General features: G+C 68.6%; 12 protein-coding genes and 2 pseudogenes. 7 read left to right on the plus strand and 7 right to left on the minus strand.

Going from position 1 to position 11,708, the window contains the following annotated elements:
• Positions 1-203: 203 nt before the first annotated feature.
• Positions 204-266, plus strand: a complete 63-nt coding sequence (locus tag BZY54_RS55605) for a hypothetical protein (RefSeq protein WP_425276330.1) — start codon at positions 204-206, stop codon at positions 264-266.
• Positions 267-360: 94 nt separating this feature from the next.
• Here the strand turns inward: BZY54_RS55605 and BZY54_RS55610 are convergent.
• Positions 361-564: pseudogene (locus BZY54_RS55610) on the minus strand (sugar-binding domain-containing protein); the annotation flags it as partial.
• An 18-nt stretch (positions 565-582) separates the two neighbouring features.
• Positions 583-777, minus strand: a complete 195-nt coding sequence (locus BZY54_RS30090) for a hypothetical protein (protein ID WP_086728481.1) — start codon at positions 775-777, stop codon at positions 583-585.
• A gap of 399 nt (positions 778-1,176) precedes the next feature.
• Here BZY54_RS30090 and BZY54_RS30095 point away from each other — a divergent pair, with 399 nt between their 5' ends.
• Complete coding sequence (locus tag BZY54_RS30095) at positions 1,177-1,749, plus strand: dihydrofolate reductase family protein (RefSeq protein ID WP_086728482.1); 573 nt, start codon at positions 1,177-1,179, stop codon at positions 1,747-1,749.
• A 77-nt stretch (positions 1,750-1,826) separates the two neighbouring features.
• On the opposite strand, the pseudogene BZY54_RS30100 reads toward BZY54_RS30095, so the two are convergent.
• Both BZY54_RS30100 and BZY54_RS30105 read right to left on the minus strand, forming a co-directional pair.
• Positions 1,827-2,598 (minus strand): annotated as a pseudogene (locus BZY54_RS30100) (IS5 family transposase).
• Positions 2,599-2,748: 150 nt separating this feature from the next.
• Positions 2,749-3,735: a L,D-transpeptidase gene (locus BZY54_RS30105; RefSeq protein ID WP_244217403.1), complete on the minus strand. Its 987-nt coding sequence runs from the start codon at positions 3,733-3,735 to the stop codon at positions 2,749-2,751.
• Between the two features lie 179 nt (positions 3,736-3,914).
• Here BZY54_RS30105 and BZY54_RS53715 point away from each other — a divergent pair, with 179 nt between their 5' ends.
• Complete coding sequence (locus BZY54_RS53715) at positions 3,915-4,208, plus strand: copper amine oxidase (RefSeq protein ID WP_244217404.1); 294 nt, start codon at positions 3,915-3,917, stop codon at positions 4,206-4,208.
• Positions 4,209-4,340: 132 nt separating this feature from the next.
• Here the strand turns inward: BZY54_RS53715 and BZY54_RS30115 are convergent, their stop codons facing one another.
• Positions 4,341-5,354, minus strand: a complete 1,014-nt coding sequence (locus BZY54_RS30115; RefSeq protein ID WP_086728484.1) for a DUF4073 domain-containing protein — start codon at positions 5,352-5,354, stop codon at positions 4,341-4,343.
• A gap of 294 nt (positions 5,355-5,648) precedes the next feature.
• Between BZY54_RS30115 and BZY54_RS51070 the strand changes: the two genes are divergently transcribed.
• Positions 5,649-5,819 (plus strand): hypothetical protein, encoded by a 171-nt coding sequence (locus tag BZY54_RS51070; RefSeq protein WP_158103931.1) that lies wholly within the window; start codon positions 5,649-5,651, stop codon positions 5,817-5,819.
• Positions 5,820-6,076: 257 nt separating this feature from the next.
• Here the strand turns inward: BZY54_RS51070 and pepE are convergent, their stop codons facing one another.
• Both pepE and BZY54_RS30125 read right to left on the minus strand, forming a co-directional pair.
• Positions 6,077-6,820, minus strand: a complete 744-nt coding sequence (gene pepE, locus BZY54_RS30120) for a dipeptidase PepE (protein WP_086728485.1) — start codon at positions 6,818-6,820, stop codon at positions 6,077-6,079.
• Positions 6,821-6,848: 28 nt separating this feature from the next.
• Positions 6,849-7,709 carry an IclR family transcriptional regulator gene (locus BZY54_RS30125; protein WP_086728486.1) on the minus strand — a complete coding sequence of 287 codons (861 nt, stop codon included), beginning with the start codon at positions 7,707-7,709 and terminating at the stop codon, positions 6,849-6,851.
• Positions 7,710-7,820: 111 nt separating this feature from the next.
• On the opposite strand from BZY54_RS30125, the gene BZY54_RS30130 reads away from it, so the two are divergent.
• The 3 genes from BZY54_RS30130 to BZY54_RS30140 are packed head-to-tail and all read left to right on the plus strand — an operon-like array spanning position 7,821 to position 11,505.
• Complete coding sequence (locus BZY54_RS30130) at positions 7,821-8,774, plus strand: DUF1177 domain-containing protein (RefSeq protein WP_086728487.1); 954 nt, start codon at positions 7,821-7,823, stop codon at positions 8,772-8,774.
• A 2-nt stretch (positions 8,775-8,776) separates the two neighbouring features.
• The gene (locus BZY54_RS30135) at positions 8,777-10,183 is read left to right on the plus strand and encodes a cytosine permease (RefSeq protein ID WP_086728488.1); all 1,407 of its coding nucleotides are present in this window, start codon (positions 8,777-8,779) and stop codon (positions 10,181-10,183) included.
• Positions 10,180-11,505 carry a M20/M25/M40 family metallo-hydrolase gene (locus BZY54_RS30140; protein ID WP_086728489.1) on the plus strand — a complete coding sequence of 442 codons (1,326 nt, stop codon included), beginning with the start codon at positions 10,180-10,182 and terminating at the stop codon, positions 11,503-11,505. The genes BZY54_RS30135 and BZY54_RS30140 overlap by 4 nt, the downstream gene beginning before the upstream one ends.
• The last annotated feature ends 203 nt before the right edge of the window (positions 11,506-11,708 follow it).

Consider the following 11,708-nt stretch of genomic DNA (forward strand, 5'->3'; position numbering starts at 1 on the left):
CACTCGAGGTAGGTTGACGTCTTTTGACGTCTCCGTCCTGAGCGGCAGCACAGCCGTTCCCCAGTTCCCGAAGAACCTCCTGCAAGCAGGCATCGCCTTCGAGTCGTCACGCCTGGATGCCACCGCTACCACCGGCAGAAACTCGGCTTTTCGACCCTGAGGCCATCTGAGAATGGGCGTGAGCGAACGGATACGACGTTCCGATCCGAGGACGCATTCCCGCCGGTATCCGACAAGCTTGGGAACAGGCACACGGACACAACTGAGCACTGACACGCCCGGGCAGCACGACGGACAGCCGGAGTGCCCCTCGGTGGCCAGGAGCACCATGGTGCGCTCGATCCAGGCCGACGTGATTACTCGACCGCGCAGCGTTGCCCGGAATGCATCGGTCCTGGGCTCGCCGCCAGAGATGGCGATTGCCTCTTCGATACGCGCGAGGTCTTCGTATGGAATCGCCACCGTGCACTCGGTGAGGGATGCAGGTACCGGGCGGCCGTCGCCGTCGAACAGGATTGCGCAGGTTTCGCAGACGGTGCCGAGGCGGTCGAGTTCGGTGCGCAGTTTGCCGTTCTCGGTACGCTACTCAATGCGCGCGTACGGGTTGTCGACGAGGCCAGCGGCCAGGCGCTGGTAGTCGTCGTCGAGTTCGCGGAACCAGTGGTCCAGGTCGACTCCGGACTTCGCGGACAGGCCGAGACCGCGGCACGTTCGGGCCCAAAGCGGCCGGTCGGCTCCGGTGGAGGGGCTCCGGTTGCAGGCCGTGGCCTGCTTCATGCGCGGAGAGACGGGTCGGGAGACCGCGGCCAGCTGCGGGTGAGGTGACCGCGTTGAGCAGCACGTGCATCGTCTGGATGCCCAGCCCGAACATGGCTAGGCCGTTTCGTTTAGATCACTGAGTCCGGCTGCATCAAGATCCTGCGTCACCGGTTGGGGCGGGTCATTCACCGCAAGTCGCTGTTGCGCTGCTGGTAGGCGCCGCAGCCAGGGGCGCGTAGGGCCCTCCAAGCTAATTCGGTCGGCGAGACCGTCAGAAAAGAACGGGGCGGACCGATGAGTTCCTTCGTGATCAACAGTCATAGTCCATGGTTGATGCGCCGCAGCCGCAAGTGTGGTCGAAGCGTGCACCGACTCTGACCGGCTGAGAACCAGATACGAGACACCGAGGAACCTTAGATGCGTACCCTGATCAGCACTGCCTTCATCTCGCTCGACGGCGTCGTGGAGGCCCCGGGCGGCGAGCCCGGCTACCGGAACTCCGGCTGGACCTTCAAGGACATCGAGTTCCTCCCCGAGGCGTTCGACATCAAGGGCCGCGAGCAGAAGGAAGCCGCGGCGATGCTGATGGGCCGGACAAGCTACGAGGCGTTCAGCCCGGTGTGGCCGGACATGGCGGACTTCGCCGACTACAAGGTGATGCCGAAGTACGTCGTCTCCATCACCCTCACCGAGGACGACCTGGTGACAGGCTGGGGCGAGACCACCATCCTGCGCTCGCTCGACGAGGTCGCCGCCCTGAAGGAGACCGAGGGCGGCCCGATCATCGTCCACGGCAGCGCCGCCCTGAACCAGAGCCTCTCGGACGCCGGCCTGATCGACCGCTACCACCTGCTCGTCTTCCCTCTCCTGCTCGGCGCGGGCAAGCGCCTGTTCAGCGCCACGGACAAGGACACCCAGAAGCTGAAGCTGGTTGAGCACGAGGCATACGCCAACGGCCTGCAGAAGAACGTGTTCGACGTCGTCCGCTGACACCGCTCCCGCACTCGTCCGGCCGTCGCGTCATCGGACACGGCACCGGTCGGAAGGTCTGCTCAGTGGACATCGGGTCACCGTGCGGACCAGAGGAAGATGCCCGCGACGTGAAGCCCGGCCATATAGATGGTCGCGGTCTTTTCGTAGCGGGTGGCGATACCGCGCCACTGTTTCAGGGGATTGATGCACCGCTCGAGGGTGTTGCGTTGCTTGTAGGTCTGGCGGTCGAAGGCGGGCGGTCTGCCGCCCCGGCTGCCCCGTCGCAGCCGGTGACCTCGCTGGTCCGCGGGGACTGGGATCACCGCTCGGATGCCGCGCTTGCGCAGGTGTTCTCGGATCGCGCGGGACGAATAAGCCTTGTCCGCAAGGACCACGTCCGGCCTGGTGCGGGGTCGCCCCCGTGGTCGGGGAATGCGCAGGCGGGCCATGACTTCCGTGAAGGCCGGCGCATCCCCGGCCTGCCCGGCGGTGAGATGGAAGGCCAGCGGTCGACAGCGGTCGTCTGCAGCAAGGTGAATCTTCGTGGTCAGCCCGCCGCGGGACCGGCCGATCGCGTGGTCGTCGGGTTCGTCTGCCAGGGCCCCTTTTTGCGCGCTCCTGCCGCGTGCTGGTGAGAGCGCACGATCGTGGAGTCCACCGAGACAGCCCAATTGAGGTCCTCCGGTTGTAGACGCCCCGCCAGTTGCCGTACTTTCCCGGCAGATGCACCCACTGGGTGCCGGTTTGGAACTTGAAAGCGATCGCGTCGATCACCTCTCGGTGATCACGCCAGCGACCACCCTGCTTGGGTGTCCGGGCCGGAAGCAACGGCTCGATTCGCGCCCACTGCGCATCACTCAATTGCACGCCCCCCGATCGTGTATGCGAAGCCGCGACGCGAAGCTCAGGCCGTAGCTGCAGTTCCTCAACGGCAACAGGCCGGCCGGTCCACCAGTTCCGGTTGGCGTGGTGGTGGATGCAATGCATACCGCTGACCTGTGTCGCCACCGCAGCGCGTCACAGCTGCGCGGTCGTCCGTTCGCCGGACGCGCTGCCTGCGAGCCACTGGTCCCATCCGAGGTTGAAGTCGGCGTAGCCGTTGTCGGCCGGGGCCTTGGTGCGGGGCGAGCCGGTGATGGTGACCGGGTCACCCTGCTTGACCTGGCCGTAGAACCATTTGGCGTCCGACATGGACAGATGGACGCAGCCGTGTGAGCCGCGGGCGCTGCCGCTGCCCGGAGTGGGGTCGCCGGTCGAGTAGTGCACGTACGTGCCGGACTGGGTCAGGTGGACGTCCCAGGGCAGCGTCAGGTCGTAGTAGTTGGGGCTGTGTTTGTCGCAGCTGATGCCCACGCTGCAGGAGGTCATGTGGACCTTCTCCTGCTTGTCGATGACGGCCATCGTGCCGTTCCACGTCGGATACTGGGCGCTGCCCGCATTGATCGACAAGGTGCGTACCACCTTGCCGTTCCGGGTCACCTTCATGGTGTGGCCGGTCACCGAGACATCCGCGCGCACATCGTCGCCGATCTGGAAGGTGTGCGTGTAGCCGTGCACACCGTAGCGTCCGTTGCCGTTGCTGACGCCCTTCAGGTCAGCGTCGATCTTCACCTTCGTGCCGGAGGGCCAGTAGGTCTTCGGCCGCCAGTCGACGCGCCTGTCGCCCATCCAGTGCCAGGCGCCGGCCACCGGCTGCGAGGCGCTCACCTTCATATGCTTCTCGACCGCGGCCCGCGCCTTGGCCGCCACCGGGTTCGTGAAGACCACCGAGATCGGCATGGCCACGCCGACCGTGGTTCCCGTCTGCGGGGTGATCGTCTCCAGCAGCATCGGCGGGCCCGGGGGCTTCGTCGGCGTGGGCGAGGCACTCGCACTCGGCTTACCCGACGCCTTTGCGTCGTCCCCGCTCGCCTTGTCACTGCCACCCCCGCCGCAGGCACTCACGCCCACCAGCATCGCGACCGTGACGAGTGCGATCCCTATGCCGCCCCTGCGCCGTCCCACGACATGCCCCGCTCTCTCGCTCCCCGGCCCTGCTGGGCCCGACTCACTGTCAGACAGCGACGGCATGGACCGCAGTTGCGTGGCCGCACGTAAATATTTGGTTATTCACATCACTCAAATTGCTCTCCCGGCTGCCCTGCGCCATCGAACGTCAAGCCAAGGGGACGACGGGCAGTGACGTGCGCTTTGCTGAGGAGCATCTCCAGGACGACCTGGCGGCGGATACGGCCGTCGTGGGCGCGGACTCCGGCGAGCAGGGCCGAGCGCAGTGCGCCCTCCGACGCCGGGGCCACCGAGTCGACACCAACCTGGTGCTCTGGTTCGCCCTCGGAGTCACCGACATCCTGCGCGCCGAGCACTGGCCGGTGATGCCGGTGGAGAAGGCCGGCTTCCACCTGCTGCCGGTCAACTTCTTCGACCGCAACCCAGCGCTGGACGTGCCGTCGTCGCAACCGAAGCACTGCTGTCACTGACGCGTGCGGCCGGGTCCCGCCACGAGGGCGAGGCCCAGGTCCTGGGCCCTTTTCGTGGCCTGCGCGAGGAATTTGAGCTGTGGACCGCGGCCGGGCAACGCCGACGGGGCTGACGGCGTTGCCCGGCCCGGGTCAGATCCGTGTGGCCAGCGGTACGGAGATCTGCTTCAACCAGCGGCCGGTTGCGAAGTCACGCGCCTTGACGACGACGCGGTCGCGGTACACGTCCACCTGGAGCCCCTGGTTGAAGTGCCCGGGGACCGTGACCTCGCCGCCCTGACCATTGTCGGCGAAACCGGTCTGCACCGCACCAGTGTTGATCACCGAGAAGCCGTCGAGGTTGGCGGTGCCCGGCACCACCCGGCGCACGTACCAGTCGGACAGGGTCAGGTCCCAGTGGGTGTGGCCGCTGAAGAGGAACACATCGCGGTAACGCCCGAGGAGGCCCAGGAGGCGGTCGGGCTGGAGGTAGTCGCTCATGTAGATCTTGCTGCGGGTACCGGAGACGGTGTTGGGCAGCGGGTGATGGGTGATCACCATGACCGGCTTGCGGCGCTGTGCCCAGTACCGCAGGCGGTCCTCGAGCCACTGGAACTGCGCCTCGCTGATCCACACCTCATCCCACAGGGAGTTGTCGTGGTACTTCATGTAGCGCTCGGTACCGATGGTGAGGATCGGGATCCCGCCGAATGTCGTCTCGGCATAGATCGTGGAGCGCTTGGCGAAGTTGTAGAAGCTGCGGAAGAGGGATTCCTCGGTGGTGCCGTTGGGCCAGGTGCTCTGGGCGAGGGTGTTCGGGTCGGCCCACTTGGGGACGTAGAACTCGTGGTTGCCGATGGCCCAGGCGACTTCGCGCGGCTTCGGTCCCTGGTCCAGCACCTTCTGTACTTCGGCGTATTCGAAGTCGTAGCCGCGCGGGGTGATGTCCCCGGCCACGGCCATGCCCGAGGAGCGAGGGTTGGTGGCCTTGATGTCCTTGAGTGCCTCGGTGAAGTCGCTGAGGTCGCCTTGGATGTCGCTGATGACGTTGAACGTGGTGACAAGCCCGCCATCGCCGACGGTCGGTGCGGCCTCGACGGGGGCCTGGGCGAGACCTCCGAGCACCAGGGCTCCGGCGGTCGCGCCGAGCAGGGATCTGCGTTCCACGGTCTTTCCTTTCGGGTGTCGCGCGGGGTCACCGGGGGGGGGCGGCTCCGCGCGTTGGGCTAGACCCGTTATCAATACGCGATCAAGCGGGCAGGCTGGTGAACGCCGTTCGACATTTCAGCCGAGGCCCGGTCACGCTGTGCCAGGGGGGCGCCTGGCGTACCTACAGGGGCGCCCGTGCCCGCTGCGGACCTGCGCAGTGGCCGGCACGGGGAGCCGGCCCTGACGTCCCGACCGTGGATGATCTGGCAGCGTTCACTGGCATCCAGAGTGTTGATCGTGTAGGGGACCCTGGTGTGCACGTTTATCCGGACGGGGGCGCCCGGGGATGAAATCGGCAGCCTGGCCGTCGGAGCCTGCGCCGACCTGCTTGTCGTCGACGGCAATCCCCTCGACGACATCCGCGTACTCACCCATCCGGAGAAGAACCTGCGCCACGCCATCAAGGCGGGAGCCGTCGTCTGAGCTGTCGTACGCACCAGCAGGTCCAGCACCAGGTGACGTTTCGTCTTCCCTGGGCCTGGTGAACGGGGTGGTGCTGCAGCCGGGTCTCCGCGCCGACTGCAGCATCACCCTCGCAACCCACCGCCACGATTCCCGAGGCCCAGTCCCGCCGGGCCCTGCGCCTTCGTGTGCCGCCGCCGGGCGACGGCCGCGCGCTGATGGCGCTGCTGGCCGCCGCGAACCCGTTAAGGCCGTGGCTGCTGCCGCCGTCATGGAGTTCAGCGCCGGGACGGACCGCCCGGGACCTTGTCGTACTCCGGTGTGACGGCGAGTAGTTCGGACACGTCCGAGCCGACCGGCACCTCCCGCGGCGCCGTGCCGCGGAGGAAGAGCCGCGCGTCGTTCTCGCCGCCGATCGTGGCGCGGGTTCCGGCCACGCGCAGCCAGGAGCCTTCGCGCAGGCCGAGCACCGGCACGTCGTTCTCCTCGAGGAATTCCCTCAGGCGCTCCTCGCGGGTCTCACCCTTGTGCGTGGAGCGCGGATCGGGGTCGAGGTAGTGCGGGTTGATCTGGAACGGGACCAGTCCCAGCGCCTCGAAGGAAGGGGGCTGGACGATCGGCATGTCGTTGGTGGTGCGCAGCGTGGGAGCGGCCATGTTGGTCCCCGCGCTGGCGCCCATGTAGGGCAGCCCGTCCCCGACCGCCTTGATCAGCGCGTCCCGCAGGCCCGTCCGGTACAGGGCGGCCAGCAGCCGGAAGGAGTTGCCGCCGCCGACGAACACGGCGTCTGCCTCGGCGAGCCGGCCGACCGGGTCACCGCCTTCGTGCACTCCGTGCACGTCGATGCCGGCCCCGGCGAGCGCGTCGCGCACCTTGGCGGTGTAGGCGTCGTGGTCGGCGAGCGCGTACGGCACGAACGCGAGCCGTGCCCGGGCCGGCAGGAACGCGGTCACGGTGTCGAGGGCGTGTTCGAGGTAACCGCGGCCGTACTGGGTGGAGTTGGACAGGAGCAGCAGGTTCAAGGGGTGTTCCTCACCATGGTTCGATGCTTCAGGCCGTGCGGGTGCGCGGGCGGCGGTGGTGCTGGGGCGGGTGCGTCAGCCGCTGCTCCAACAGGCGGGCCGCTTTGCGCAGCGCGTCGAGCCGGTCCTCGGGGCCGTCCGGGAAGCGCTCCCTGGCGGCCCCAAGGCTGAGGCTGCCGTAGGGCTCGGCGCCGAGGAAGACCGGCACGGCGACGGTGCCGATGCCCGCGTCGTACTCGCCGACCGTCCAGGCGTACCCCTGCGCCCGCACCTGACGGAACTCGCGTTCCAGCTGGTCGGCGTCGGTGACCGTGCGTTCGGTGAAACGGGCCATGGGGCGGCTGCGGAACAGCCGGTGGCGCTGATCGTCGGGCAGGAACGCGTAGTACGACTTGCTGGTCGCTCCCGCGTGCGCGGGGTACAGCTCGCCGACCAGAGGGTAGTACCGCAGCGGCCCTTCCTCGCCCTCGACCGCCGCGACGCATCGCATGTGGAAGCTGTCGGGCAGGCAGAACAGGACCGTGTCCCCGGTCGCCGCGCGCAGTTCCTGGAGGACCGGTTCGGCGAGCAGTTCCAGCGAGCCGGAGCGCTCCCAGAGGCGGCCCAGCCGCAGGGCGGCGGGACCGATCCGGTAGCGGCGGGTCGCCGGGTCGGACACCAGGAAGCCGCGCCCGGCGAGGGTGGACAGCAGTCGCTGTGCGACCGAGGTGTCCCAGCCGAACTCGGTGGCGACCTCCGTCACCCCCCAGTCGGGGCGGGTGCGCTCGAACGCCAGCAGCACCAGCAGGGCGCGGTCGACGGTCTGCAGTGCTCCGGCCGGGGTCTTCCGGTCGATGGGGATGTCAGGCACGGCAACTCCTCTCCGGAAGACGTCCGCCCGCCCGTCCATCTCGCCATTCAGACCCGGATTGCAGATAACGGGAAACAGTTGCGAAGAAGGTTAACGGATCCCGAATCTTCTGTCAGCACCGCCCCAGGTGCGGATCAGGAGAAGCTGCCCATGTTGAAGCACGTCCTGGACATCGTGGATCTGCTGGACGATCCCGATGCCGACGGCAAGCGAGTCGCCGCCTACCTCGACTCCGTGGCGGGCCCCGCCGGCTCCGGCACCCAGGTCACCACCGTCACCGGTGAGCGGGGCTCCACGGACTTCGTCCTCGTGCGCGTGGCCGGCCGCACCGGCCGCAGCCGCGGTGGCGCCTCGCGCACCCTCGGCGTGGTCGGACGGCTCGGCGGCGTGGGGGCCCGTCCGCAGATCACCGGCCTGGTCTCCGACGCGGACGGCGCGATCGCCGCGCTCGCCACCGCCGCCAAGCTGCTGGACATGCGCCGCCGCGGCGACGTGCTCGACGGCGACGTCATCGTGGCCACCCACATCTGCCCGAACGCCCCGACCGCACCGCACGACCCGGTGCCGTTCATGGACTCGCCGGTCGACATCGCCACCATGAACCGGCACGAGGTCACGGACGAGATGGAGGCGGTGCTCTCCATCGACACCACCAAGGGCAACCGGATCATCAACCACAAGGGCCTGGCCCTGTCGCCCACCGTCAAGGAGGGCTGGGTGCTCAAGGTCAGCGAGCAGCTGGGGGAGCTGCTGGCCGTGGTCACCGGTGAGCCGTTGGTCACGTACCCGGTGACCACGCAGGACATCACCCCGTACGGTAACGGTGTACACCACATCAATTCGATCCTTCAGCCGGCCACGGCGACGGCCGCCCCGGTCGTCGGCCTCGCGGTCACCTCGGCCGCGGCGGTGCCCGGCTGCCAGACGGGCGCGAGCCACGAGACCGACATCGCGGCCGCCGCCCGGTTCGCCGTCGAGACCGCGAAGGCCTACGGCGGCGGACGCCTGGACTTCCACGACGACGTGGAGTTCGACCAGCTCGTGTCCCGCTACGGCTCGCTGGCGCACCTGCAGACCCTCGGCCGCGCATCCAGGGAGTCGTGATCATGGCTGCTCACAAGAACACCGCCACCGCCCCGGACGCCACCTGCCACAGAGCCCTGGGCAGCGACGACTACGCGCTCGCCCGCGTCCCGCGCGAGGAACGGCTCGGCTTCTGGACGATGCTGCTGCAGTGGCTCGCCCAGTCCGGATCGATCTCGCAGTTCACGCTCGGCGCCACGATCGGCGTCGGAATGTCGTTCGGCAACGCGTTCCTCGCCTTCACCCTCGGCGCCGTGATCCTGGAAGTCGTGATCTTCGCGATCGGTCTGGCCGGGATGCGCGAGGGCCTCGCGACCCCCCTGCTGACCCGCTGGGTCGGCTTCGGCCGCAACGGATCCGCACTGGTCAGCCTTGTCATCTCCATCAGTCTCGTCGGCTGGTTCGGAGTGCAGAACACGATCTTCGGCAACAGCGTCTCCGCCCTGGTCGGCGGCCCGTCCTGGCTGTGGTGCGTCGTCGCGGGCCTGGCCATCACCGTCCTGGTGGTCTTCGGCTTCCGGTACATGGCGGTCTTCGCGAAGATCGTCACCCCGCTGTTCTTCGCGATGGTCGCCTGGTCCGTCACCGACGCCCTGAGCAAGCACTCGATCTCCGACCTCATTCACTCGCCGGCCCCCGGCCCGGCCATCCCGCTGTCGGTCGCCGCGACCGCCATCGCGGGCGGCTTCATGACTGGCGCGATCGTCGCGCCCGAGATGACCCGCTACAACAGGAAGGGCGCGCACGTTTTCGTGCAGAGCGCCTCGTCCATGATCCTGTCCGAGTACGTCGTCGGCCTGACCGGTGTCCTCCTGGGCCACCTGGTGGGTAGCAACCAGGTCTCCCAGATCGTGCTCTCCACCTCCGGAGTCTTCGGTGTGCTGGTCGTCCTGATGTCCACGGCGAAGATCAACGACTGGAACCTGTACGGTTCCTCGCTCGGCGTCGTGAACTTCTTCCAGGTCGTCTTCCGCAAGCGCCTGCGCCGCGGCGCCGTCACCATCGTCCTCGGCCTCGCCGGCACCCTCCTGTCCGCGGTCGGCATCATGACCCACTTCACCGACTTCCTGTCGGTCCTGGGCGTGGCCATCCCGCCGGTCGGCGGCATCATCGTCGCCGAGTACTGGGTGGTGCGCCGTATGCGCGGACCGCTCGACGCCACCCGTGAGGCGCAGACCCTGCCCTCCACCTCGCCGGTCTGGGTGCCGATGTCCCTGGTCATCTGGGCCGCGGCGTTCTGCGTCGGCAAGTTCTACGACGGCGGGGTCCCCGCCCTCAACTCCCTGCTGACCGCCTTCGTCCTCTACTGCGTGCTCGGGCTCGCCGGCTGGGTCAGGACGTACGGCACCACCACCCTCGACGACGAGCCCGCCGACGGCACCGGGCAGTCCCCGACCATCACCGGCACGGCCCCCGTAGGAGCGTCATGACCACCACCCCCTCACTCGTCGTCGCCTCCGAGGAGGCACAGCGCGAGGCGATCGAACTGTGCGCGGAGCTGATCCGCTTCGACACCTCCAACCCCACCAGCGACGAGCGGGCCTGCGCGGACCGCGTCGTCGAGCTCCTGGCCGAGGCCGGCATCACCTCGGAGCTGGTGGAGAGCGCACCGGGCCGCGCCAACGTCGTCGCCCGTATCCCCGGCCGCGATGCGGACCGCGGGGCCCTGCTCGTCCACGGCCACCTGGACGTCGTACCGGCCGACCCGGACGAGTGGCAGGTCCCGCCGTTCTCCGGTGAGATCCGCGACGGCTACCTGTGGGGCCGGGGCGCCATCGACATGAAGGACACGGTGGCGGTCATGCTGGCCACCGCCCGGCACTTCGCCCGCACCGGCACCCGGCCGTCCCGCGACATCGTCCTGGCCTTCCTCGCCGACGAGGAGGCGGGCGGCAAATACGGCGCGCACTGGCTGGTCGAGCACCGGCCCGAGCTGTTCGCCGGCGTCACCGAGGCGATCGGCGAGGGCGGCGGGTTCAGCTACGCGCTCGACGACACCCGGCGGCTGTACCCGATCGAGAACGCCCAGCGCGGCATGGCCTGGATGGAACTGACGGCCACCGGCCGCGCGGGCCACGGCTCCTCGCCCAACGACGAGAACGCGGTCACCGATCTCGCCGAGTCGCTCACCCGCATCGGTCGCCACACCTTCCCGATCCGCCTGATCGAACCGGTGCGCGCGCTGCTCGCGGAGGCCGCACGGCTCCAGGGCGTCGACGTCGACTTCGACGCCGAGGACCTCGACGCGGAACTCGCCAAGCTCGGGCCGGTCGCCGACTTCATGCAGGTGGTGCTGCGCAACTCCGCCAACCCCACCATGTTCTCGGCCGGCTACCAGACCAACGTGATCCCGGGCCGGGCCACCGCGCGCGTAGACGGCCGCTTCCTGCCCGGCCACGAGCAGGAACTCGTCGACACCATCGACGCGTTGCTCCTGCCGTCGGTCAGCCGGCAGTGGGTAAACCACGACATCGCCGTGGAGACCTCCTTCGACGGCCCCCTCGTCGACGCGATGTGCGCGGCCGTACGCGCCGAGGACCCCGACGGCCATCCGGTGCCGTACTGCAACCCGGGCGGCACCGACGCGAAGGCCTTCACGAAGCTCGGTATCCGCTGCTTCGGCTTCAAGGGACTGAAACTGCCCCACGACCTCGACTACGGCCGCCTCTTCCACGGAGTCGACGAACGAGTCCCCCTCGAAGGCCTGCGCTTCGGCGTCCGGGTAATGACCCGCTTGTGGCAGAACTGCTGAACCACGCCGTGCGGTTGGGCCAGAGGACGCTCACCGAGTGGCGGTTGCGTGACCCGCGCTACTTCACCAGGCTGCGCTCCTTCGGGCACGCAGCCTGACCCGCCAACACGTCCCTCGGCCGGCGCCCGCAGGGCGACGTCCCGGGGGACACCTTTCAGCGTTTGCCGGCCGTGTGGGCAGCCCCGACGTGCGCGCTCTGGCCT

It is taken from the genome of Streptomyces carpinensis (genome assembly GCF_002154505.1).
GTDB lineage: Bacteria > Actinomycetota > Actinomycetes > Streptomycetales > Streptomycetaceae > Streptomyces > Streptomyces carpinensis.

Coding starts and splice junctions, on each gene's coding strand:
- BZY54_RS30090 (WP_086728481.1), bottom strand. CDS start 777: ATGAAGCAGGCCACGGCCTGCAACCGGAGCCCCTCCACCGGAGCCGAC.
- BZY54_RS30095 (WP_086728482.1), top strand. CDS start 1,177: ATGCGTACCCTGATCAGCACTGCCTTCATCTCGCTCGACGGCGTCGTG.
- BZY54_RS30125 (WP_086728486.1), bottom strand. CDS start 7,709: ATGGACGGGCGGGCGGACGTCTTCCGGAGAGGAGTTGCCGTGCCTGAC.
- BZY54_RS30130 (WP_086728487.1), top strand. CDS start 7,821: ATGTTGAAGCACGTCCTGGACATCGTGGATCTGCTGGACGATCCCGAT.
- BZY54_RS30135 (WP_086728488.1), top strand. CDS start 8,777: ATGGCTGCTCACAAGAACACCGCCACCGCCCCGGACGCCACCTGCCAC.
- BZY54_RS30140 (WP_086728489.1), top strand. CDS start 10,180: ATGACCACCACCCCCTCACTCGTCGTCGCCTCCGAGGAGGCACAGCGC.